The sequence below is a fragment of the Allomuricauda sp. CAU 1633 genome (assembly GCF_017313225.1).
Lineage (GTDB): Bacteria > Bacteroidota > Bacteroidia > Flavobacteriales > Flavobacteriaceae > Flagellimonas.
In genome coordinates this window covers 119,929-144,360 of record NZ_JAFLNE010000005.1, presented here as the reverse complement: position 1 = coordinate 144,360, position 24,432 = coordinate 119,929, and the positions used below count along the sequence as shown (strand labels likewise).

The 24,432-nt window shown below is 41.8% G+C and carries 23 protein-coding genes; 11 read left to right on the top strand and 12 right to left on the bottom strand.

Translation table 11 applies throughout. The features are described from left to right. Position 1: 1 nt before the first annotated feature. The 5 genes from J0X14_RS14945 to J0X14_RS14925 all read right to left on the bottom strand — a co-directional run bounded on the left by J0X14_RS14945 (position 2) and on the right by J0X14_RS14925 (position 6,571). Positions 2-1,639, bottom strand: a complete 1,638-nt coding sequence (locus J0X14_RS14945; protein WP_207098612.1) for a serine hydrolase domain-containing protein — start codon at positions 1,637-1,639, stop codon at positions 2-4. Positions 1,640-1,643: 4 nt separating this feature from the next. After that, positions 1,644-2,942 (bottom strand): M20/M25/M40 family metallo-hydrolase, encoded by a 1,299-nt coding sequence (locus J0X14_RS14940; RefSeq protein WP_207098611.1) that lies wholly within the window; start codon positions 2,940-2,942, stop codon positions 1,644-1,646. An 11-nt stretch (positions 2,943-2,953) separates the two neighbouring features. Continuing rightward, positions 2,954-4,537, bottom strand: a complete 1,584-nt coding sequence (locus J0X14_RS14935) for an N-acyl-D-amino-acid deacylase family protein (protein WP_207098610.1) — start codon at positions 4,535-4,537, stop codon at positions 2,954-2,956. Continuing rightward, a complete protein-coding gene (locus tag J0X14_RS14930) occupies positions 4,537-5,415 on the bottom strand; it encodes an aminotransferase class IV (protein WP_207098609.1) in 879 nt (292 codons plus the stop codon). Before J0X14_RS14930 ends, J0X14_RS14935 begins: the two co-directional genes overlap by 1 nt. 193 nt (positions 5,416-5,608) lie before the next feature. After that, on the bottom strand, positions 5,609-6,571 hold the full coding sequence (locus J0X14_RS14925) for a helix-turn-helix transcriptional regulator (RefSeq protein ID WP_207098664.1): 963 nt from the start codon (positions 6,569-6,571) through the stop codon (positions 5,609-5,611). A 264-nt stretch (positions 6,572-6,835) separates the two neighbouring features. Here J0X14_RS14925 and J0X14_RS14920 point away from each other — a divergent pair, with 264 nt between their 5' ends. From J0X14_RS14920 to J0X14_RS14895, 6 genes are all read left to right on the top strand, one after another. Continuing rightward, positions 6,836-7,336 carry a DinB family protein gene (locus J0X14_RS14920; protein WP_207098608.1) on the top strand — a complete coding sequence of 167 codons (501 nt, stop codon included), beginning with the start codon at positions 6,836-6,838 and terminating at the stop codon, positions 7,334-7,336. 11 nt (positions 7,337-7,347) lie between these two features. Then, positions 7,348-7,566, top strand: a complete 219-nt coding sequence (locus J0X14_RS14915) for a hypothetical protein (protein WP_207098607.1) — start codon at positions 7,348-7,350, stop codon at positions 7,564-7,566. Positions 7,567-7,653: 87 nt separating this feature from the next. After that, a complete protein-coding gene (locus tag J0X14_RS14910) occupies positions 7,654-8,175 on the top strand; it encodes a 5' nucleotidase, NT5C type (protein ID WP_207098606.1) in 522 nt (173 codons plus the stop codon). 8 nt (positions 8,176-8,183) lie between these two features. Continuing rightward, the gene (locus J0X14_RS14905; RefSeq protein WP_207098605.1) at positions 8,184-8,912 is read left to right on the top strand and encodes a dienelactone hydrolase family protein; all 729 of its coding nucleotides are present in this window, start codon (positions 8,184-8,186) and stop codon (positions 8,910-8,912) included. Between the two features lie 5 nt (positions 8,913-8,917). Next, a complete protein-coding gene (locus tag J0X14_RS14900; RefSeq protein WP_207098604.1) occupies positions 8,918-9,625 on the top strand; it encodes a M15 family metallopeptidase in 708 nt (235 codons plus the stop codon). 15 nt (positions 9,626-9,640) lie between these two features. Continuing rightward, complete coding sequence (locus J0X14_RS14895) at positions 9,641-10,579, top strand: alpha/beta hydrolase (protein ID WP_317194455.1); 939 nt, start codon at positions 9,641-9,643, stop codon at positions 10,577-10,579. A 1-nt stretch (position 10,580) separates the two neighbouring features. On the opposite strand, the gene J0X14_RS14890 is transcribed toward J0X14_RS14895, so the two are convergent. From J0X14_RS14890 to J0X14_RS14880, 3 genes are all read right to left on the bottom strand, one after another. Next, positions 10,581-11,696, bottom strand: a complete 1,116-nt coding sequence (locus J0X14_RS14890) for a THUMP-like domain-containing protein (protein ID WP_317194454.1) — start codon at positions 11,694-11,696, stop codon at positions 10,581-10,583. Between the two features lie 73 nt (positions 11,697-11,769). Next, positions 11,770-12,870: an AI-2E family transporter gene (locus J0X14_RS14885; RefSeq protein ID WP_207098662.1), complete on the bottom strand. Its 1,101-nt coding sequence runs from the start codon at positions 12,868-12,870 to the stop codon at positions 11,770-11,772. A 4-nt stretch (positions 12,871-12,874) separates the two neighbouring features. Further along, positions 12,875-13,483: a DUF4159 domain-containing protein gene (locus J0X14_RS14880; protein ID WP_242528048.1), complete on the bottom strand. Its 609-nt coding sequence runs from the start codon at positions 13,481-13,483 to the stop codon at positions 12,875-12,877. A gap of 81 nt (positions 13,484-13,564) precedes the next feature. On the opposite strand from J0X14_RS14880, the gene J0X14_RS14875 reads away from it, so the two are divergent. Next, positions 13,565-14,341 carry a DUF1223 domain-containing protein gene (locus J0X14_RS14875; protein ID WP_207098601.1) on the top strand — a complete coding sequence of 259 codons (777 nt, stop codon included), beginning with the start codon at positions 13,565-13,567 and terminating at the stop codon, positions 14,339-14,341. On the opposite strand, the gene J0X14_RS14870 is transcribed toward J0X14_RS14875, so the two are convergent. Genes J0X14_RS14870 through tsaD form a run of 3 tightly spaced genes read right to left on the bottom strand, consistent with a single transcriptional unit; the run spans position 14,338 to position 16,434 of the window. Continuing rightward, positions 14,338-15,042, bottom strand: coding sequence for a 16S rRNA (uracil(1498)-N(3))-methyltransferase (locus J0X14_RS14870; RefSeq protein WP_207098600.1), 705 nt, complete (start codon positions 15,040-15,042; stop codon positions 14,338-14,340). The genes J0X14_RS14875 and J0X14_RS14870 overlap by 4 nt on opposite strands. A 2-nt stretch (positions 15,043-15,044) precedes the next feature. After that, positions 15,045-15,371, bottom strand: coding sequence for a TfoX/Sxy family protein (locus tag J0X14_RS14865; protein ID WP_207098599.1), 327 nt, complete (start codon positions 15,369-15,371; stop codon positions 15,045-15,047). Between the two features lie 31 nt (positions 15,372-15,402). Beyond that, on the bottom strand, positions 15,403-16,434 hold the full coding sequence (gene tsaD / locus J0X14_RS14860; RefSeq protein ID WP_207098598.1) for a tRNA (adenosine(37)-N6)-threonylcarbamoyltransferase complex transferase subunit TsaD: 1,032 nt from the start codon (positions 16,432-16,434) through the stop codon (positions 15,403-15,405). Positions 16,435-16,563: 129 nt separating this feature from the next. On the opposite strand from tsaD, the gene J0X14_RS14855 reads away from it, so the two are divergent. The 4 genes from J0X14_RS14855 (at position 16,564) to J0X14_RS14840 (ending at position 24,036) form a co-directional block, all read left to right on the top strand. Beyond that, positions 16,564-20,964, top strand: a complete 4,401-nt coding sequence (locus J0X14_RS14855) for a translocation/assembly module TamB domain-containing protein (RefSeq protein ID WP_207098661.1) — start codon at positions 16,564-16,566, stop codon at positions 20,962-20,964. Positions 20,965-21,099: 135 nt separating this feature from the next. After that, positions 21,100-22,086 carry a 6-phosphofructokinase gene (gene pfkA, locus J0X14_RS14850; RefSeq protein ID WP_207098597.1) on the top strand — a complete coding sequence of 329 codons (987 nt, stop codon included), beginning with the start codon at positions 21,100-21,102 and terminating at the stop codon, positions 22,084-22,086. Positions 22,087-22,108: 22 nt separating this feature from the next. Beyond that, positions 22,109-23,110: a type I glyceraldehyde-3-phosphate dehydrogenase gene (gene gap / locus J0X14_RS14845; RefSeq protein WP_207098596.1), complete on the top strand. Its 1,002-nt coding sequence runs from the start codon at positions 22,109-22,111 to the stop codon at positions 23,108-23,110. A gap of 74 nt (positions 23,111-23,184) precedes the next feature. Beyond that, positions 23,185-24,036: an N-acetylglucosamine kinase gene (locus tag J0X14_RS14840; protein ID WP_207098595.1), complete on the top strand. Its 852-nt coding sequence runs from the start codon at positions 23,185-23,187 to the stop codon at positions 24,034-24,036. On the opposite strand, the gene J0X14_RS14835 is transcribed toward J0X14_RS14840, so the two are convergent. Next, entirely contained in the window at positions 24,029-24,409 is a 381-nt protein-coding gene (locus J0X14_RS14835) for a RidA family protein (protein WP_207098594.1), read from the bottom strand. The genes J0X14_RS14840 and J0X14_RS14835 overlap by 8 nt on opposite strands. Between the last annotated feature and the right edge of the window lie 23 nt (positions 24,410-24,432).

Below are 24,432 nucleotides of genomic sequence, written 5' to 3'. Positions count from 1 at the left end.
ATTAGTCTGTTTTTTTGAACCAAAGGTTTCTTACCCTGCCGTTTGATATGAATACCCCCTCGATTTCCCCCTCAGCGTTACGTTTGAACTTTAGGAAGTTCAAAGGATAGGACCCTTCCAAAAGGTCTTTTCTTTTCTGCTGAAGCGATAATTTCCCATGCCGGATGTGATGGGCATAAAGCGAATCGTTTTGATAATGGATGGTATAAGCCGTTTCTATTTCGGGACTGAAATACGTTCCGATATATTCCTCGGCGAGTTGAGGAGTCAGTTTTTCCTTGAGGAGTTTTTCAAAAACCAAGGGTTTTGCACCCTCTGGGTGAAATAACATCGTACCATCCTTAAATTCAATATGGGATTCATCTTCAGCATCCAAAGCGACAAATTTTTCCTTTTCAATGGGAACATATGTGGTTTCGGAATTTCCATTGCCAAGAAAAAGTTTATCTCCATCACTTAAAATTTCCCGTTCCTGATAGGTCACATCATCCCAATATAGTCCCACATACGATTGCAGTTTTTGTTCTGGAACTTTGATTGTTTTCAAATTTTTGGAGCCATTCGTCTTATCAAAAAGGATTCTTGCAGCAGCTGTTGACTTTGGTGCCGGATATGAGGAAGAAAAATTGGTGAGCACCACAATACTGGTTTTTTCTTCGGGAAAAACGGAAACATGGGAACGAAATCCACCAATGGAACCTCCATGGCTGATTCGCTTTACTCCATGAAGGTCATCCACAATGACCCCAAAAGCATATGGGTTGGCACTTCCATCGTTAAGCGTATCCACGGTCTGCATCATTTTAAAAGCCTTTTCCCATCCTGGAGTGGGTTGGTAATAATTCTTTAGATACTTGGAAAGATCAGCGATAGTCGTGTGGACATTGCCTGAACCTATATAAGCCCAATACTCTACAGCTCTAACAAAACTGTCATTGGCAGCATTATATGATGTAGCATTGTTGGGCATAATCCGGTTATAATCCGGTTCTGCATAGGAGTCGTACATACCAAGCGGCTCAAAAACCTCATCTTTCATATACTCCACAAAAGATTTCCCAGTCACTTTTTCAATAATATTGACCAAAAACATATATCCTGTATTGCAATACATGTATTCGGAGCCGGGTTCAAAATTGAGTTCGTTTTGTTGGGCAATGATTCTGTCCAAATCAGCGTTGGTACGCACATCATCGTCCCGCCATCCTGCCAAACCAAACAAGGCATGAAGACTACGCAGTCCACTAGTATGGTGCAGCATCTGCCGAATAGTGATTTTTTGGCCAAAATTGGGTAGCCCATCCATATAGGTATCTATGGTATCATCCACAGAGAGTTTTCCCTGAAGATGAAGTAATACAATTCCCAGAGCACTAAATTGCTTGGAGACGGAGGCCACATTGAACCGGGTTCCAGTGGTATTGGGTACTAAATACTCCATACTTGCCAATCCGTAAGCTTTGGAAAATAGGATTTTATCCCCCTGCATTATGGCTACGGCACCCCCAGGATGATTGGGTTGGTTCCAATCCAAGAACAAACTATCAATCTGGGCAATTTTGTTCTCGAGCTGGGCCGAAACCAGTCCCACCCATAAAAATGCAGTGCAGAAGAGTAGTTTGGCAAAAATCCGTGTCATGGTTTTATTTTTCAAGCCCTGCTTGAGCCAACGTTATTATAAGGGCCAATTGAATGGATTCAGCCCCGGTCTCATCATTCATATACCATTCGTGAAGGGAGTGTGCCCCGCCACCTTTTCCACCTCGACCGATACAGACGGATGGGATTCCTTTGGAAACAGGAATGTTGATGTTGGTTGAACCTCTTCCCAATGATGGTTCCACACCGAAATACTGCGTGGCCGCCATCGCTCTTTGAATCAATGGGAGGGAAGCGGGTAATTCACCAGAGGGTCGGTCTCCGATTTGTTCCAATTCGAAAGTTACCTCTCCTTTTATGCCGCTGGCATTGTATTCGGCAATCGCTTTTTCCACCGATTTTTTAAAAATAGCTTCAATCTCATTTAGGTTTTTTGGTTCAATGGCCCGCATATCTACTTCCATCCAAGATTCAAACGGAATAGAATTCACCGAGGTGCCACCACCGATTCGGCCCACATTAAAGCTTGTTTTGGAAATATCCCCCGAAGTAAAGACCCAAGCATCCTTGGAAAAAACATCGATAACCTTCCCAAGGGCGTGATGAGGGTTGGCCAACTCAAAATCACCCCAAGAATGGCCTCCCTTACCATTTACGATCAATTTATAGCGTTTTGAACCCAAACCAGCATTGCTAATGCGACCAATGCTACCGCCATCAATGGCAATCCAAGAATCGATGTTCAAACCGGATTCGTTGAACATGTATTTCATACCGCGGAGATCACCAAGGCCTTCCTCACCAACCGTTCCCACAATAAGTAAATCTTTTTCAGTCTTGATTTCTGACCTATTCATGGCTTTTAGCATACTGATGAGCATGGTCAGTCCTCGGGTATCGTCCCCAATTCCAGGTGCTTTTAAGGTATCACCAACTTTTCTGACGGTTACATCAGTTCCTTCAGGAAAAACCACATCCATGTGTGCGTCAACACCCACGTAACCCGATTCACCCGAAGTACCTTTTCGCAAGCCGATTACATTCCCCACTTTATCCGTCCAAATGCTATCTACGCCTGCCTCCACCAACATTTGGGCAAAGACCTTACCTCTTTTATCTTCTCCGAAGGGTGGTGCCAATACCTCAGTCAAGGTCACCAAATCCTTTATGGTTTGCTCTTCCTGTTCAGTGATTAGGCTAAACGCAGTTTGTACCTTTTTGGCCTTGGCCAACTTATCGATTTCTTTGGTGTACTTTTTCTCAATTTCAGGATTTCCTTGAGCCATGATGATAACCGGCATGAGGAAAATGGCCAATAGTAGGCTTGTAACAATTTGCTTCATATCTATTATGTCTATTTTTTTCGTACTATCATTCCAGACCTTACATCATGAAATTCTCCATTGTCCACCGCAAAAAAACCGTTTACAATTACAAAATCAACGCCTTCTGGATATTGGTGTGGTTTTTCAAAAGTGGCTTTGTCCAGTATGGTTTCAGGATTAAAAATGGTAATGTCAGCTCGCATTCCTTCTTTGAGCATACCTCTATCGGTCAGTTTTAAACTCTGGGCCGGTAATAGTGTCATTTTGCGAATAGCCTCCGTGAGTTCCAAAGCCTTTTTCTCTCGGACATAATGCCCCAACACCCTTGGAAATGTTCCGTACCAGCGGGGGTGCGGGTGACCCATTCCGGGTTCCACCAATCGACCGTCGGAACCAATCATAGTCTGAGGATGTTGCATGATACGGGTCACATCTTCTTCTGCCATGGCATGGAATACGCAAGAGGCACCACCATTCAGTTGGGCCTCAATGACCAAATCGGCACCATTTTCAACGGTAGGTTCCAAACCTTTTTGTTCGGCCCAATATTTTAAGGTTTTTCCCTCCAGTTCAGGTTGCCAATCCACTTTGGCGAATTGAATTCGGTCTAAATCAGAACCACCACGATCATTAAGTATGTTGAAAATAATTCCATTTTTAATACTATCCCTGAGTATCGGGTTGGTTACCCTTTCATCAAAGGCTTCATCACCACCTGCTTTGGACCAACTGGGGATGAGTACAGAAATCCCAGTATAGCTTGCGGTATAGGGATATTGGTCCATTTTAATATCCAATCCTTTTGCCCGAGCGGAGTCTACCATGGCCAAAGTGCGTACACTTTTTCCCCACATAGGTTTACCAATGGCTTTGTGGTGGGTCAATACGACCGGAATATCGGCTTCTGCTGAAATTTGGATGGCCTCCTCAACGGCATCGAACAAACCCAGGCCTTCTTCCCTAAGGTGGGATGTATAAATTCCATCATATTTTGATGCTACTTTGGACAGAGCAATGACCTCATCTACTTTTGAGAAAGCTCCAGGGAGGTATTTGAGTCCTGTTGAAATTCCATAAGCACCATCTTGCATGGCCGAATCAATCTGTGCTAGCATTGCTTGCAGCTCTTGTTCGGTGGGAGCACGATTTTCCAACCCCATAATGTTTTCTCGGACTGTATTATGGCCAATGAGATAGGCTACGTTCATCCCCACACCCTTTTCTTGGAGACTATCCATGTAGGATTTCAAGGGCCAGGGCGAATTTCCGTCGGGTCCGCCCAAGGCAGTAGTTACCCCTTGCTGAACATGACTTTCGCAGGAAGACAATTCCATTATGGGCTCTAAATGGGTATGCATATCAATGAATCCCGGGGAAACAGCCCGTCCTTCCGCTTCAATAACCCGAACAGCTTTGGAATCATGCAAGTCGCCCATGGCCACAATCATGGAGTCTTTAATGGCAATATCGGTTTCAATAGGAGCATTTCCCGAACCATCATAAACGGTTCCGTTCAATATCAATATGTCATATTGTGGACCATCGCACGAAAAAAGGACAATGAACGAAAAGCTCAAAAACAGTTTGATCAGGATATTGGCTTTTATTTTCATTACAATACTAATTTTGAGGGTTCCAGTTTTTTGAGATTGGCAAAGGCTTGCTGTAATTTTTGGGTGGTTTTTCCAATCGCATCTGGGGCATGGTAGCTATGTTCACCGAGTTGGGCGATGGAAGCAATTTGTGTGGTGGTACCAGTGAGAAAAGCCTCGTCCATGCCATCAATCTCATCCACTCCGATGGCTTTTTCCATTAGGGGAATGTCCAACTCTTCACAAAGTTTCAAAACAATTTTTCGGGTGATACCATCCAAGATAAGCTGATTGGCCGGATGGGTATAGACCTTTCCAGATTTTACAAAGAAGATGTTGGTGTGCGACCCTTCGGTAATAAAACCATCCCGGACCAAAACAGCTTCATCTGCATTTTCTTCCATGGCTCTTTCATTGGCCATCACATTGCCCAAAAGGGAGGTAGATTTTATATCACATCGCAGCCATCGATTGTCTGAACGCAAAATGGCATATGTGCTTTTTGTGTTGATATGTGGAAGGGAATAGGGCAGAGCATACATTAGTACCGTTGGTGCTACGTCCTTTGGATAAGCATGTTTTCTTGGTGCCACACCTCGGGTTACCTGCATATAGATAAGGCAAGACTTGTTGGTGAGATTGTTGGCCATCAACAGTGGATTCAGTTGCGACTCCATTTCGGCCACATCATATTTGATTCCGATTTTTTCCAGATTCTGTTGAAGCCGTTCCAAATGGGCATCCTTGTAGAAAAGCCCGTTCTCCAACTGTACCATCACCTCATAAATTCCATCTCCAAAAAGAAAACCACGGTCAAAAACCGATATGGTGGCTTCGTTACTTGAAATGAGTTCACCGTTTAAAAAAATCGTATCAGGAAAAGTACCTTTTGGCAGCATAGTTTCGGGGTTGGTTTAAATCACAAAACGTCAAGTTTGACCTTTATGGGCTGTCTGTGAAGGTAAAGGATATTTTTCTAAATTAAAACCGCAAGCCAGATTTCCTAGAGGTATTTTTCAGTTGTTGAAAACATGGGATTTTATAGGAATAAAATTTGAAATATAAACAAAAACGAACAGGTGATTTACACAATTATGCGGAGAGCATATCCTGATTTTTTTGCAATAATTCCGCTATCCTCTTTTTTAAACTTTCAGGTTCCAAGATTTTGGCATAGTCCCCAAACATGAGGTACCATCGTGCAAAGCCATTTTCCAAATCTGTGGTCATAAAGTTCATTTCCACTTGACCATTTTTTGGCTTTTGCGATACAAACCCGTAGTGCTTTTTACTGCCTTGGATGTATTTGGCCACCGTTTTGTTTACCAAGATAGTCACTTTTGTTTTTTGAACTTCATCGTACTTGCTCCGGTGTTCATCAATGGTGCCATGCTGAAGGACAAAATTTTGCGAAGTGCGTTTAATTTGAAGTATCCTATCTGTTCTAAAGTGCCTGTAATCCTTTCTAAGATGACAGTAACCGAGAATGTACCAAAAGTTGTTCTCATGAAAAACCCCAACGGGTTCAATATTCCGTTCTGATGGGTCGTCTTCTCGGAGCGATTCATATTTTAGAAAGACTTGTGTCTTTTCGGCGATACTTTCAAAAAGAATTTCAAGTGCATTGGGAATATGAGCATTAAATAGCTCTTGTCCAGGAAAAATGGATACTTGGGATTCCAAGGCTTCCACCCAATCCTTCTCCTTGCCGCGCAGAACCGATTTCAGCTTAAACATGGCAGATTCATAATAGGTTCCCAACGATTTATCTGTGAATTTTTGCATTAATTTTTCTGCCGCCACAAAACTTCCAGCTTCTTCACGGGTAAACATAACAGGGGGGAGTCGATACCCCTCCATTATGGAATAACCGACACCTGCTTCACTCACAATGGGAACCCCAGAGGCTTCCAAGGTGCGTATATCACGATAGATGGTTCTGAGACTTACATCGAAACGATCAGCCAGTTCCTGTGCTTTTACAATGCGTTTGGATTGTAGTTGAATCAAAATAGCCACAATCCTATCAAAACGTTTAGCGGTATCCATTCCCATAATTGAGCGGCCTATCTCCCAAAGATAGGATTTCAATCCAAGGTAGACAGGTCTATTTTTGTTCATTATTTCCGTTTTTTACCATCACAAAATCCAGCTTTGGGGGATATGCGAGATGGTTTTAGGCTTCAAAATTACGGGTGAGCACTGACAGCCTTTTGTCAACAATAAAAAATTTAACCTTCACTTTTTTCTACTGACACGGGGTTGTCACAACCCCCATTTACCTTTGGTTCCAGAATCAATAAATAAAAACAATGAACCATGGAAAACACAGTAGAACAACAAAACAGCACAGCACAAGTGATTACACCTTCCCAACTTTTGGAGCATTGGCAAGGACATCGAAGGGTAACCCGTCGGGTCATAGAGGCATTCCCAGAAAAAGAATTCTTTACCCACTCCATTGGAGGAATGCGTCCATTTGCCGATATGGTCATGGAACTTCTGGGCATAGCGGTACCGGGTCTTAAAGAAGTTGTTACCGGGGAAACCACTGAACTTCAGGAACATTTTGATCATGGTAACAGTAAGGCAAAACTGTTGCAATGGTGGGATGAGGCCTCGGAGGAGATCAATGTACTTTGGGCAAAAATCCCAGCCGAAAAATTTCAAGAGGTCTTAAAATTGTTTGGGCAGTATGAAGGCACTTTGCACTCACAGGTTTTTTATTTCATCGACAATGAGATTCACCACCGTGCACAAGGGTATGTGTATCTACGTTCTTTAAGCATTGAGCCTCCATTTTTTTACGATCGAAGCTAATTTATTTTGAAATGAAAAACGTATTGGTATTTAAAACATCGGTTACGGGTAAAGATGAGGTGAAAAAACTTCAGCCTTTGCTAAACCGATTGGTGAACCAAAACGGGTACTGGAATTTCGACCTGGAGGATTGCGACAACATCCTCCGGGTGGAAACCCAAAGCCTGAGTGCGCCGATTATCGCATCGCTTTTGCAAAAAAGTGGATTTAATTGTGAGGAGCTCCAATGAGGGTTCAGGGTTGATGGTATGCAATGGGTTGAATAACTTTTTTTGACCTTTTGCTACGTTTTTCCGTACTTCACAAAAACTAGTAAAATGACCATTTTTGTGGATATGGATGAGGTGATGGCCGATGCGTATGGGGCACACCTTGATATATATAATAAAGAGTTCAACGCCCAACTCACTTTGGAGGATTGCTATGGAAAGGAAGCTTGGCAATGTGTACCCAAGGAGCACCAAGAGTCCGTTAGGGGACACAATTGGCGAATAGGATATTTTAGAGACCTTAAGGTGATTCCTGATAGTCAGGAAGTACTTTTTGAATTGAGCAAAAAATACGAGGTCTATATTGCTTCTGCGGCCATGGAATTTCCCAATTCCCTCAAGGAAAAATCAGACTGGTTGGATGAATTCTTCCCATTTATTCCATGGAAGAAACGAATTCTATGTGGTGACAAATTCATTTTAAAAGGCGATGTGCTGATTGATGATCGTAGCAAAAACCTCAAAAATTTTGAGGGGCGAAGTATTCTATTTACCTCTCCGCACAACACTAACACCACAGATTTTGAACGCGCCAACAATTGGAAGGAAATCGCCGATAAACTTTTGTAACTTGGGGCATGCTAATTCGCCAAGTCATTTCCAAGATTGTTCTTTTGGGCGTCCTGTTGTTTCTTGAAGCTTGCTCCGCCCAATCCCAATTGGTGGAAGATGAAGCCCAGACCGTGACCAAAGAAAACCTTCGCTATTATTTATATTATCCTGAGGAGTATTTTGAAAAACCAGATGAAGACTTCGGTTTATTACTTTTTTTGCATGGAGGAGGTGAATCTGGACGTGAACTGCTTCATGTAAAGAAAAATGGCCCGCCAAAATTGTTGGCAGAAGGCAAACAATTTCCTTTTCTGATTTTAGCCCCGCAGAATCCACATCAAAAAAAATGGTGGAACACCCAGGCAGTTAATCAATTGTTGGATTCCATCGTTGATACTAACCGAGTGGACAAAAAAAGAATCTATTTAACTGGACTAAGTAGAGGTGGAAGTGCCGCTTGGGAAATGGCCACCCAATATCCAACCAAATTCGCTGCTATGGCAGTGGTTTGTGGGATGGCGCCAGTGCCTTATGCACATTGGATTGACAAGAATATGCCCATTTGGGTTTTTCATGGGGATAAAGATGAAACCATTAGTGTAGAGGAATCGGATAAAATGGTGGAGAAGCTCAAAGAAATGAACTATGATGTCATTTATACCCGATACGAAAATGTTGGACACAATGCATGGGACAACGCCTATACCACCGATTCCCTATACACATGGATGGCCAAACAAAAACGTATAAACTGATAGCAATGAGATATTTGGTGTTTATTTTGATAACGCTGCTCTTTTTTAATTGTCGGGAAAAGCTGGACAAAAAGAAAATTGAAGTAAAAGAACCAACGGTTGTAAAGGTTGTAGATACCGTTATTGAGCCTGAAAAGAAGTTAAAATCTTTTGATGGGCTAGCCGATACTACCTTTGTTCGTTTGGCAGATTTCAGTGATGATTTTGCATACGATATGCGCTATGCCACGGAAAACAATTTTTTAAAGGCTAAGGTCTACGATTGTGCCGAATGCTACACGAGGGTAAAAACAGCCAAGGCACTGATTGAGGCCAACAAGGATTTTATGGATAAGGGAGCCAAAATCAAGTTTTTTGACTGTTATCGTCCCAATTCAGTACAGTACAAAATGTGGGAGATAGTGCCCAACCCCCAATATGTGGCTGATCCCGTAAAAGGTTCAATCCACAATAAAGGGGGCGCAGTAGATATCACCTTGGTGGATATGGATGGTAATGAACTGGACATGGGCACTGATTTTGATTTCTTCGGAAAGAAGGCTTACCATGATAATTTAGACCTTCCACAAGAAATTTTGGACAACCGTAAATTGTTGAAGGAAACTATGGAAGCCCACGGGTTTTGGTCCATCCGGACCGAGTGGTGGCACTATAATTTATCGGCGGCCTCAAATGATAAGGTAGCCAACTTTAGATGGGATTGTAACGATTAACTAAAAGCAAATAAAGTGAAACATCCGAAACACAAAACAACTCTTGTAATCCTCTTTGGTTTATTGACCATGAGTCTATCCGCACAAGACACCATTATGCCCTTGTGGCCCAACAAAGTTCCAAATCAAGCTGCAGCAACAAATGAGCGGGAAAGTGCGGTAGTAAGGGAGGATGGTGTTCGTTGGATAACCAATGTTCAAAATCCTACCATCGAGGTATATTTGCCTACCAAGAAAATAGCTACGGGTCAAGCTCTTGTGATTTTTCCTGGAGGGGGATACCATGGGTTGGCCTATAATTGGGAAGGGGTTGACGTAGCAAAGGCCTTAAATTCCAGAGGGGTGGCTGGAATTGTGGTAAAATATCGTTTGCCCCTTTCCAAATCTATTACCAAAGAAAAGGAAGTGGTTCCGCTACAAGATGCCCAACGAGCCGTGCGCTTGGTAAGAAGTAAAGCTGCTGAATGGAATATTGTTGAAGGAAAAATTGGCATTATGGGCTTTTCGGCAGGAGGTCACTTGGCCTCAACACTCGGTACCCATTATACCGATGGAGTTTATGAAAAACAGGATGAAGCTGATGACTTAAGTGCTCGCCCCGATTTTATGGCCTTGATTTACCCTGTAATTTCCATGGATAAAAAGACTACCCATTCAGGGTCAAGAGGAGCCTTATTGGGTGAAAACCCTTCGGATGATTTGGAAAGCCAATTTTCTGCCAACAAGAATGTCACCAAGGACACCCCACCAACTTTTTTGCTTCATGCCCAAGATGATGGCGGCGTCCCTGTTGAAAATAGCATTTTAATGTTCAGCGCACTTAAAAATGAGGAAATACCTACTACCATGCATATTTATCCTAAAGGGGGACATGGATTTTCTTTGGCCTTAAAAGATGAGCGTCTAAAAAATTGGATTACCCTTTTGTACGATTGGTTGGATACTTTGGAGTAATTCACTCCATTTTTTTGCATTCCAAAACCATCAAGGCTTCCTTGGCCGTTTTGGTAAAAAAAAGGTAGGTGTCACCGCCATCCTTTATGTTGTGTTTTTTTCGGAGTTCCGAAACGGGCATTGGGAAATTCCTGGTGGTGATATTGGCCTTTTTATGTGCGAATTGTTTTAAAGTGCTTTTGGAGTAGGTCAGAGCCTTTAGTATAGAAAACCGTCTTCCCGGAAAATCTAAATCCCTATCAGAGGTGTACAAGTGCGAATGTTGATGTAATTTTTTTAAACCATATAAGGCTGCCACGGACTTAAATCCTCCCGATTTTAGAATGGCTGCATTCGGTTCATAGAGATAGGTTTTTGGTTCATCAAATTCAATTGCAACATCCTTTTCATCTTCTAGGTTAAAACTAAATACCATTTCCTGATTCTGGGTTTTATTGATAGTTTTAATCACAACGGAATTCTGATAATCTTTTTCCAAAACAAAAAGAACTTCCTTTACTTCATTGTTGATAGCGACCACATGAATCTCTTTTACGAAATTAAGCTCTTCAATTCCCTGTTTTATGTCTAAAAGCGGAGAGGCTTTTACTAAAATGTTTTTGGCTTTTTTGAATAAGAGGGGGAGATGTTCGGGAAGATCGGGAAGGCAATCTTTGAACAAAAACACCTTTCCAATTTTGTTATTTCGTCGAGATGGATCCACAAAAATCCAATCCAATTTTTCATCGGTCTTTTGCAAAAAACCAATCCCTTCTTCCGGGATGCAAACAATATTTTTTTGGTCTAAAACTTCAAAATTATATTGGGCAATTTCACTCAGTTCTTCATTGATTTCACAATGAAAAACAGTGTCAATTTTTTTGGAAAAAAAGTAGCTGTCCACCCCCAACCCTCCAGTAAGGTCCAGGAGTGTTTTTCCGTCTACGAGATCAGCTTTGTAGCGCGCGGTTTCCTCGGAACTGGTTTGCTCAATATTGAGCTTATTGGGATAATAAATGTTGGGTGTATTGAACCAAGTAGGGAGCTTGTCCTTGCATTTTTTTTTGGCTTCCAACTGTTCAACCAACTCTTTCTGGGAAACACCTTCAAAAAGCGGTTTTTTAAGTAGAACTGACACAGTGTCAGCATTCCAATTATTTTTTATAAAATCTTGTACACCAGTATTTAATAGTAATTTATTCAAATTAATACTATAAGTTTTTGGTCAACTTTTTCACAAAGGAATATTCAGCCAAAAACTCTTTTAAAATTACCTTTATGGCGGTATATCCGGGTACGGCCACGACCATTCCTACCACTCCAAAAAGCAATCCGGCAATGATGATGACCAAGAAGATTTCCAATGGGTGGGATTTTACACTTGTCGAAAAAATAAAAGGCTGCGAAAAGAAATTATCAATGAGCTGGCCTATCACCAAACCGATGAAAACATAGAAGGCTTTTGGTAAAATTACGGTGCTAAAATCGGCACCCAAATAGCTGGTCATGGTGAGGGTGATCATGATGACTCCTCCAATGATTGGCCCTATGTATGGAATGATGTTGAAAAGGGCACAAAGGAACGCTATTACGATGGCATTTTCCACCCCAACAATCAAAAGTGAAATGGTGTAGATTACGAAAAGAATAAATAACTGCAACAAGATTCCTGCAAAATATCTAGAGAGCAATCCGTTTATTTTGTCGATGGATTTTACCAGATTACTTTCCTTGTTGTCGGGCACAAAAGTGAGTATCCCGTTTTGGAAAAGTGTGCTGTCTTTCAAAAAGAAAAACGAGATGAAAAGTACCGAGAAAAAACCGATGCTAAAATTACTCAGGGTATTGACAAATGAATTGAGGAAGTTGGGGATAAAACCAAAGTTTAGGTCTTTGAGCATACTTTCTTCAAGATGGGATTCCTTGATCAAGTCTTCCACATTTCCTGAAGTGGCTCCAAAATATTCCAAGATTTGGATGTATAAGGTGTTAATGTCGCCTTTTAACGCTTCAATATCCAAAAGGGATAGGTTCTTGCTTTGTTCCGTTATCAAGGGAATGAACAGTGCCAATATTCCCAAAAAAATGGCCAACATAAACAGCATTGTAGACACCACGGCCAAAGTATTGGGGAACTTTAATTTTCGTCTTAGGAACAAAACAATTGGTCTGCCCAACAAAGCAATGACCGCCGCGATGGCCAAGTAGGCTAGAACTGATTGTATTTTGTACAGAAAATAGGCCAACAGCACCACACCGACCAATATGGCCACCGCCCTTAAAATTCCATTGGCTATCGTTTTTGAGCTCATCATATTAACTTTTAAAGGCGTATTCCACAATATTGGCACCCATTTGCAGTGCTCTTATGTGCACATCTTCAGGATCGTTATGTACCGAGGGATCTTCCCAACCATCACCAAGGTCAGATTCAAAAGTAAATAACAAAATCAATCGACCTTTATCAAAAATACCCATGGCCTGAGGTCTTTTGCCATCATGCTCATGGATTTTGGGAAGTCCATCGGGAAATTTAAACTTCTGATTAAAAATAGGATGGTCAGCTCCCAATTCCTCCAATTGCTTTTTAGGAAATACTTTTTTTAATTCCCTTTCTAGATAAGGAGCCATGCCGTAATTGTCATCAATATGTAAAAACCCACCGGATAGTAAATAAGTTCTGAGATTTTGCGCTTCTTCATCGGTAAAAAAGACATTGCCATGCCCTGTCATGTGCAGAAATGGGTACTTAAAAATGGTAACACTTCCCGTTTCCACGGTTTCTGGCTCGGCAGTAATTCTGGTGCCCAAATTGGCATTGCAAAATTGAATGAGATTAGGTAAAGCTGTTGGATTGGAATACCAATCACCTCCACCGCCATATTTAAGGATGGCGATTTCCTGTGCGGGTACCTTGCTCATCATAAAAAAAGTTAAAAAGCAACAGAATAGGGTAAGTTGTCTCATGAAAAACCGATTAACCAACTAATCAAAAGTACAGTATTCATGTTTAAAAAGATCATATTTCTCTCATTTGCCTTTTTTGCGATGTCACTTATGGCGCTATACACCGTTAAAGTTGAGAATGATCAAATGGCCATTATTGATAGTGGTTCTGAAAGTTCTTTTGTGGTATTGGAACTTTTTACCTCTCAGGGATGTTCCAGTTGCCCTCCTGCGGATCAACTCTTGGAAAAGGTGCAAAAGGAGTTTCCAGAAACGGTTTTTGCCTTATCGTACCATGTGGATTATTGGGATTATATTGGTTGGAGAGACCCTTTTGCCAAAGCAAGACATACAAAAAAGCAGAGTTCATATAATAGGAAGTTTGGGTATCCGAACAACTACACTCCAGAAATTGTGGTTAATGGCCAGGAACATTTTGTAGGGTCTGATCGGACAACGGCCTATGCAAAAATAAGGGGGTACGCTGCAAAAAAGACTACTAATGAGATTACTGTTGAAGGCGTTCAATCCTCTGGTGACAAAATCAATTTTGAATATTCCACAACAGGAGATTTAGACCATAAACTTCTTCGGGCCGTCTTGGTAATTGATGAGCGCACTACCGAAGTAAAGAGAGGGGAGAACAGGAATAGGACCTTGCACAACAGTAATATTGTGGTCAATGAAAGTTATATTGACTTGGAAAGTCAAACGGGAAGTTCTTCTATTACAATTCCAGCTTTGGTAACTCCAACTGATGATTTAACCTTGGTCTTATTGATGGAATCTGAAAATTTGGATATCACCGCGGCTGCAAAAACCCCGGTAAGCAACTAGCTATTGATAATGGCTACGGTAGTACAGGCTACCACGGCAGCAGTTTCTGTTCGTAAACGGGTATTTCCCAGTGAAATGGGAATGAAACCTTTTTCCTTGGCCAAATCAATTTCTTCTTTGGAGAAGTCGCCTTCAGGACCAATAAGAATGGTACTATCCATATCAGCAATTACCCTTCTTTTTAGTTCCATTTTTTCGCCATCATCGCAATGACCGATAAATTTTAATCCCGTGTGTTCTTGTTCCAGAAAAGTCTTCAGCTGTGTTACCGGATTGAGTTTTGGCAAAACGGTTTGTAGGGATTGTTTCATGGCCGATTGCAACACCCGTTCCATACGCTCCAGTTTTAAGGTCTTCCGTTCTGAGTTGTCACAAATAACCGGAGTGATTTCATCCACCCCAATTTCTGTGGCCTTTTCTAGGAACCACTCGTACCGGTCGTTCATTTTGGTAGGGGCTACGGCAAGATGCAACTTGTATCTTTTGGGAATGGATTTTTGTGAGGAAACAATTCGGGCTTTGCATTTTTTTTGGTCCGCAACCATGATTTCTGCCTCAAACGTATATCCCTTTCCGTTGGTGATGTGCAGTATGTCTCCCTCTTTTTTACGCAATACCCGAACAATATGTTTACTTTCCTCCGGCGAAAAGACGAATTGTGTGGCACTGTGATCAAGGGATGGGTTATAAAAGAGCTGCATAGTTATAATTTAGTTTTTGCGTGTTCCAGGCCCAGTTCTATCCAGCGCTGTAATTGTTCTTCGCTTCTAAAACCCTGGGGTGAAACAAAGACAAATTCCTTCATGGGTTTGCCGGTAAAGTCCATGGGTCGAGCATACTCTTGTTGTAAAACAGATTCCATTTTATTTCCCATCACGCGCACCATTAATTCATCCTTTACCACACCAACGGTCATTTTACCGTGGTATAGGAAGGCTATGCCCCCAAACATTTTCTTTTCGGTGAAATCTTCTGGGATTAACAGGAGTGCTTGCTGAATTCTTTTCGCTATTTCTTCGTTATAGGCCAAACTTCAAAATCTAGAATGATAAGTTAGGGAATTAATTGCTCCCAATCGCGTAACGCGCCTTAGCAGCTACACTCTGGTTTGAAAAATTTCCCTTCATAAATTTAAGATACCCCACAATACCGATCATGGCGGCGTTGTCCGTGCAATATTCAAATTTGGGTATATAGGTTTTCCAACCAAGGGTTTCCTCAGCTTCTTTTAGCCTCTTTCTAATACCCGAGTTGGCCGCAACCCCACCGCCAATGGCTACCTGGGTTATTCCCGTTTGTTCAACAGCGATCTTCAGTTTTTCCATCAAGATTTCCAAAATGGTATATTGTACAGAGGCACAGATATCATTGATGTTTTCCGAAACAAACTCGGGATTCTTTTGGGTTTCCCTTTGCAGAAAATACAGAATGCTGGTCTTTAAACCACTAAAACTGAAGTTGAGGCCATCCACCTTGGGTTTTGGAAAATCAAAGGCCAGTGGGTTCCCTTGCTGTGCATATTTGTCCACCAGTGGTCCTCCGGGATAGGGTAGCCCCATTAACTTGGCACTTTTGTCAAAGGCTTCGCCTACGGCATCATCCAAGGTTTCACCCAAAACCTCCATGGTAAAATAATCGGTGACCTTCACAATTTGGGTATGTCCACCACTTATGGTCATGGCTAAAAACGGGAATTTGGGAGCAGTCTGTTTTTCATCGTCAATAAAGTGAGCCAAAATATGGGCTTCCATATGGTTTACTTCGATCAATGGAATGTTTAGGCCGAGCGCCAAGGATTTGGCAAATGAGGTGCCCACGAGCAGGGAACCCATGAGTCCCGGGCCGCGTGTGAAGGCTATGGCAGATAGCTGTTTTTTGTCGATATTTGCCTTGGCCAAGGCTTGGTGTACCACGGGGACAATATTTTGTTGATGGGCCCGCGATGCCAACTCTGGGACAACACCTCCATATTGCTTGTGGATTTCTTGTGTGGCCACCACATTGCTCAGTACTTTTGTATTGCAGAGAATTGCGGCGGACGTATCATCACACGATGATTCAATGGCAAGAATGTAATTTTTTGAATTTGTCACTGGCTTTGGAACAAAATTTGGACATCAAAGGTAAAACATAAAACCCCTATCAAAAAACTTCGGAAAATACTGCTTCGTTTCCTATTGGCTATTTTGCTGATCATGGTATTGGGCTCTTTGATTTTGTCCATGCCTGCAGTACAGACCAAAATGGCAAAATATGCCATGGAAACCATCAACAACGAGTTTGGGACCAATATCCAGATAGACCGGGTAAGCCTTTCTCTTTTCAATCTCAATGCAGGGATCAAGGGCATCTATGTTCAAGATTACAAAAAAGATACCTTGGCCTATATTGACAAATTGACCACTTCGGTGTTGCACCTCAGAAATATGGCCAATGGCAAAATGGAGTTTGGTGATATTGAGATTGATGGTCTTTATTTTAGTCTAAAGACTTACGAAGGGGAATCCGATACCAATTTGGATGTTTTTGTGGCCAAGTTGGACGATGGTCAGCCCAGAGCACCCGGAACCCCACCCTTTTTTATGTCTTCTGATGAGATAGAAATCAATGACGGAAGATTTATGCTCAGCGATGAAAACCTTGAATCTGCGGAAGTCTTGAATTTTACAGATTTAAAAATATTGGCCAATGACTTTCAAATCTTGGGACCCCAGGTCACTTTGAAAATTGAGGATCTTTCCCTAGAGGCCAAACGTGGGCTTCGAGTTAAAAAACTGGCCACTGATTTTACTTATACCAAAGAACAAATGCGGTTTGATTCCCTGCTCATTGATACCGAGCAATCGGAGCTCAAGGGAAATCTAGTCTTCAATTACAATCGTGAGGATTTTGCGGAATTTGTAGATCGCGTACAAATTGATGCCAATTTCACGGAATCTACTGTGGCCCTAAATGAGGTGAATGCATTTTACGATGAATTTGGGCAGGACCGAACGGTTACCCTCACTGGAGATTTTGGAGGAGTGCTCAATAAATTAGAAGTAGACAACCTATTTCTATATACAGACAATACGGGCTTGCGCGGCGATTTTGAGCTGGACAACATGTTTACAGACCAGGCTCCATTTGTTATTCGTGGCGATATTGATAACCTGACTACCAGCTATTACCAATTGCGAGCGCTTTTACCCAATATTTTAGGTAGGAACATACCGGAAACCGTGCAGAAATTGGGACAATTTACGGTTCGAGGTGATGCAGAGGTGACCGAGACTTCACTCGATGTAAAAGCCAATCTCAATACCGCAGTGGGAAGTAGTTATTTAGATGTTCAGATGACCAACATCCAAACCAAGAATGATGCTTCTTATATTGGATTTATCTCACTTATCGATTTTGACCTAGGGGAATTCACGAATGATGATGAGCTGGGCCTTACTTCCATGGATGTGAACGTGGAGGGCAAAGGCTTTGCAGCCGAAAACTTAAATACCGAGGTTATTGGAGAGGTCTATAAAATCCAGTTCAATGATTACGAATACAACAATATAAAAATATCAGGGATACTAAAAGACCAGTTGTTTGATGGTTCCTTGCTCTGCAATGATGAAAACTTTCGTTTTGACTTTAAAGGATTGGCGGACTTTGGTGGAAGGGAGAACAAGTTCAATTTTATTGCAGCGGTGGACTATGCCGATTTGAAGGAGTTGAATTTCATTGATGATAGTATTTCCATTTTCAAGGGCCATGTGAATATGGACATTGAAGGTCGTACGTTGGACGATATGGCAGGGCAGATGCGTTTTTCAAACACTACCTATCAAAACCAAAATTCTACATACTACTTTGAAGATTTTTCCGTGTATTCCTCTTTTGATCAAGACACCATAAGAACAGTGGAAATCAATTCACCCGATATCATTACGGGTTATGTAAGAGGAAAGTTCAAAGTCAATGAAATTGGAAAATTGGTACAAAACTCCATCGGTAGTATCTATACCAATTATAGGCCGTATGAAATTTCGGAAGGGCAACATTTGGATTTTAATTTTAAGATTTACAATAAGATTGTGGACGTCTTTTTCCCAGATGTGGCCTTTGACCCCAATACGTTTATAAGGGGAAACATTGTTTCGGATGAAGGAGATTTTAAGCTCACTTTTAAATCGCCCAGCATTGAGGCCTTTGGGAACAAATTTGATAACATCGAATTAAAAATCGACAACAAGAACCCTCTTTTTAACACCTTCGTGTCTGTTGAGGACTTGTCCACAAATTATTATGATGTCAAGGATTTTAGCTTGATAAACACCACCTTAAAGGACACCCTATTTTTTAGAACAGAGTTCAAGGGAGGAAGCGAGTACAACGACAGTTACAACCTCAATTTCTATCATACCTTCAATGAAAACAATAAATCCGTTATTGGACTTAAGAAATCCGATGTTAGTTTTAAAGGGAACACCTGGGTGTTGAACAAGGATGGTAACAGCCAGAACAAAGTTATCATCAACAGAACGTTGGACAGTATCCGCATAGAGGATGTGGTGATGGACAATAACAATAGGGAGCAGATTCGCCTAAGGGGAGAATTTGCTGATTCCACCTACAAGGATTTGGATCTTCAGTTTAAAATTGTTTCCCTGAGCAAGATTACCCCTGCCATAGATAGCCTAAAATTGAATGGCGCTGTGGATGGCTTCCTGAATATTCTTCAAAAAGACGGTAAATATCTGCCCACCTCCAGCCTAAACATTAGCAACTTTAGTGTCAATGATATTCGGCTCGGAGATTTGGAAGTAGGTATATTTGGAAACAATGACCTTACCCAGTTTGGAGTGAGCACATGGCTCAATGATAATGGAAAGGAGAAGATGAGTATTAATGGAAAGGTCACCAATATCAACAACAAGCAAGAACTAGATCTGTCGGCAAATTTTACGGACTTTAGCTTAGAACCCTTTGCACCTCTGGGAGAAGATGTCATATCCAATATAAGGGGGAGCATTATTGGAAGTGCCAAGATCACGGGTAGTGTCAATAATCCATCCATTAATGGTTCGTTGAGTCTGGTGGATGCAGGCATTGGGATTCCATACCTCAATGTGGATTATAATTTTGCGCAATACTCCCGTGTCCGTCTATTTGATCAAACCTTTTATTTTGAAAATGTGGGCCTTTCAGATGTTGCGGAAGGTACTACGGCAACCTTGGACGGCACCATTAGCCATACAGGCTTCGAGGATTGGTATTTGGGGCTCGATGTGGACACTAAGAACAATCGGTTTATGATCTTGAACACAGAATTTGATGAGGAGTCGCTCTATTACGGAACAGGCTTTATCAATGGAACGGGTAGCATTTATGGCTCTACTGATGCACTTACCATTTCGGTGGATGCCACCACGGCCAGAGGCACATCCCTAAAAATTCCTTTGAGCGATGTTACCAGCGTGGGGGACTATTCCTTTATCAATTTTATTGAAAAAGGAGAATCTGAATCCTTTACAGAAGAACGGGTTTTACAGGACTATCAAGGTCTGGAGATGGCATTTGACCTTGCCGTGACCCCAGAGGCCGAGGTGGAAATTGTAGTGGATAGGAGCTCGGGAAGTTCCCTTAAAGGAACAGGGGAGGGGATTTTGTTGATAGAAATCAATACCAACGGAAAATTCAATATGTATGGCGAATTTGTTGCGGTAACCGGAGAATACAATTTTAAGTATGGTGGTGTAATCGATAAAAAATTCAAAGTGCGGCCTGGAGGGACTATTCTCTGGGAGCGGGATCCTTTGGCAGCACAGTTAAATTTGGAAGCGGTGTACTCCTTAAATGCAAATCCGGCACCCTTGCTGGACAATCCCGGATACACGGGAAGAATCCCCACAGAAGTGGTGGTTCGGTTGGATGGGGAATTGGAAAGTCCAAACATCAATTTTGATATTGATTTTCCTGGGACCAACTCTGTGGTGCAATCCGAATTGGAGTACAGACTTCAGGACCCTACTGTAAAAGAGCGTAATGCATTTTTCCTATTGGCACAAGGAACCTTTGTAAATCCCCAGACCGGTATCAACCAACAAGCCGTTACGGGAAATCTCATTCAAACGGCATCGGGATTGCTCAATCAAATTTTGGGAGGAAGCAATGACAAGTTCAATTTGGGATTGTCGTACGAACAAGGTCTTTTAGATCCGAATGCCGATATCCAAACCGAGAACCGGATAGGGGTTACGGTTTCCACGCAGATATCGGACCGCATTCTTGTGAATGGTAGGGTAGGAGTTCCGGTTGGGGGCGTTTCGGAGACTGTGGTGGCCGGTGATGTTGAGGTCCAAGTATTGCTGAACGAGCAGGGAACCCTTAGCGCCAAGATTTTCAATAGGGAAAATCAGATTCAACAATTTTTGGCCGAACGGCAAGGCTACACTCAAGGTGTGGGTCTCTCGTATCAGGTAGATTTCAATAGCTTTAAGGAGTTGATGCAAAAAGTTTTCAATAAAAAAGAGAAAGTAGCAGATTCTCCGGAAGAGGAGGAATTTGAACAACCTGTGGAAACCATGGGGCAAGATAGTTTGATACTTTTTTTGCCCAAAAAGGAATCACCTTTAAAACGGCCTTAGAAGCAGATGAATTTTTTCACTGTTTTCATTAAAATTCTTACGAAAACGTTTGAGGATTTCTGGGAAAACAAATAAATTATCAAGGCATTCGTATTTTAAATAAAGTTTCCTAGTTTTGACCCTTTAAAATTTTGAATGGCCTCAGAAATAAAGAAAATAGGAGTTTTTACCTCCGGTGGAGACTCTCCGGGGATGAATGCGGCAATTCGCTCTGTTGTTCGTACATGCGCATATCTGAAAATTGAATGCGTAGGGATTTACAGGGGGTATCAAGGGATGATTGAAGGCGATTTTAAGACTTTGGATGCCCGTAGTGTAAATAACATCATCAATAAAGGGGGAACGATCCTCAAATCTGCACGTTGCCAAGAATTTCGAACAAAGGAAGGAAGGAAGAAAGCTTACGACCAATTGAGGAAAGAAGGTATTGATGCCTTTGTGGTCATTGGGGGTAATGGAAGTTTTGCAGGTGCCATGATCTTCAATGAAGAATATGATTTTCCGATCATGGGAATTCCTGGTACCATTGACAACGATATTTTAGGTTCCTCATATACCATAGGTTTTGATACTGCCATTAATACGGTGGTGGATGCCATTGATAAGATTCGTGATACCGCGAGCTCACACAATCGTTTGTTTTTTGTGGAAGTTATGGGTCGCGATGTTGGCCATATTGCATTGAACGCAGGAGTTGGTGCTGGTGCGGAGGAAATATTGATACCAGAACAGAATTTAGGGCTTGAACGTTTGTTGGATTCCTTAAAGCGCAGTAAAAAATCTGGAAAATCATCCAGTATTGTTATTGTGGCCGAAGGGGATAAAACCGGTAAAAATGTGTTCGAGTTAAAAGAATATGTTGAAGAGCACCTACCCATATACGACGTTAGGGTATCCGTTTTGGGACACATGCAACGTGGAGGTAATCCAAGCTGTTTTGACAGGGTTTTGGCCAGTAGAATGGGCGTGAAGGCCGTTGAGAGCTTGCTCGAAGGTAAATCGAACTATATGGTGGGAATCCGTGATACCAAATTGGTATTGACACCCATAGCAGAGGCCATCAAGGCACACACAGAAATTGACGAAGAACTCATTAGAGTTTCCGATATAATGACAACTTAATGTAAAAACTAAAAAAGAGAACATGTCAAATTTAAAAATAGGAATCAACGGATTCGGTAGAATTGGAAGGTTGGTATTTCGCGCAACCGTAAAAAGAGACAATGTGGATGTTGTTGCAATCAACGACTTGTTGGATGTTGAACATCTTGCTTATTTGTTGGAGTATGACTCTGTACATGGAAAGTTCGATGGAACCATTGAAGTGAAAGACGGTAACTTGGTCGTAAACGGAAAAACCATCAGAATTACTGCCGAGCGTGACCCTAAAAACTTGAAATGGGATGCAGTGGGCGCTGATATCGTTGCTGAATGTACCGGTATCTTCACCACCTTGGAAACTGCTCAGTATCATATTGACGGTGGTGCCAAGAAAGTAGTTATCTCTGCGCCATCCAAAGATGCTCCGATGTTTGTTATGGGAGTGAACCATAAAGATGTAAAAGCATCGGATACCATTATTTCCAATGCCTCTTGTACCACAAATTGTCTTGCGCCTTTGGCCAAGGTATTGAACGATGAGTTCGGTATTGAAGAAGGTTTGATGACAACCGTTCACGCTACCACAGCCACCCAATTAACCGTGGATGGTCCCTCTAGAAAAGATTACAGAGGGGGTAGAAGTGCCTTACTAAACATCATTCCTGCTGCTACGGGTGCTGCTAAAGCGGTGACCAAGGTTATTCCTTCCTTGGAAGGAAAATTGACAGGGATGGCCTTTCGAGTTCCTACTGCTGATGTTTCTGTAGTGGATTTGACCGTTAAACTTCAAAAAGAAACCTCTTACGAAGGAATTAAGGCAGCTATGAAGAAAGCTTCTGAAGGCGAATTGGCAGGTATTTTGGGGTATACCGATGAATTGGTGGTTTCCCAAGATTTTGTTGGAGATGTAAGAACCTCCATCTTTGATGCTGATGCTGGAATTGAGCTAAATTCCAAGTTTTTCAAAGTGGTTTCATGGTACGACAATGAGACCGGATATTCCAACAAATTGGTCGACTTGGCAGAACACGCTGCCAGCCTATAATTTATTATCTTACCACACTATATTCCTGAAAGGGGCTCAGCTCCTTTCAGGATTCACTAACTAAACACTGACGTATGATATTAATCGTGGATAGTGGCGCAACCAAATCCGATTGGATTGCCCTAGACGATAAAGGAAACCAATTGTTCCTTACCCAAACCTTGGGACTTAGTCCAGAGGTTCTTACCCGTGAGGTAATCGAGGATCGTTTGGCCAACAATTTTGAGCTTTCCAAAAACAAAGCAGATGTACGTCAGTTGTATTTCTATGGTGCCGGATGCGGTACCGATAGAATGAAGAATTTCTTGAAAGAAATCTTTAAGGATTTTTTCCCAAATGCCAAGGCCGAGGTTCGTGAAGACACCTATGCTGCCATCTACTCCACAACCAAGATTGGTCGTCAGGGTATTGTTTGTATTTTGGGAACGGGGTCCAACTGTAGCTATTACGATGGCCATCAATTGTTTCAAAAGGTGACCTCCTTGGGGTATATTTTAATGGATGATGGTAGTGGTAATTTCTTCGGAAGAAAATTGTTACGGGATTATTATTTCCATAAGATGCCACAAGATTTGGGCATAAAGTTCGCCAAGGAATACAATCTGGACGCGGATGTGATAAAGGAAAACCTGTACAAGCAACCCAATCCGAACACCTATTTGGCCACATTTGCCCGCTTTATCATTGAAAATAAGGAACACCCCTACTGCAAAGGTGTCATTGAAAAAGGATTCCAGCAATTTGTGAACAACTACATCATGCAATTTGAGTTGGCCACAAAAGTCCCAATTAGCTTTGTGGGTAGTATAGCCCATTTTTTACAAGACGAACTTACGGCTTGTTTGGAAAGAAATGATTTGATTTTGGGTGTGATTCGCAGAAGACCCATTGAAGGACTCGTTGAATTCCACAAAGAAACTATTTAACGGCAATCATTGAGATTTCAACATTGACGAACTTCGGAAGGTTCGCAACTTCTACTGTTTCTCGTGCTGGAGCAGTCTCTGCGTCAAAATAAGTACCGTATACCTCATTAATTCGGGAAAATTGATTCATATCCTTGATAAAAATGGAGGTCTTTACCACATTTTCAAACGTCATATCGGCGGCTTCCAAAATAGCTTTTAGGTTTTCCAAGGATTGCTTTGTCTCCGTTTTTACATCGCCTTTTACCAGCTCTCCTGTTGATGGATCTAGTGCAATTTGGCCAGAAATATATAAAGTGTCCTTAATGAGTACCGCTTGGTTATATGGGCCGATGGGGTCTGGAGCATTTGGGGTATTGACTATTTTTTTCATGGTCTTCTTTTTAACTTGAGGGT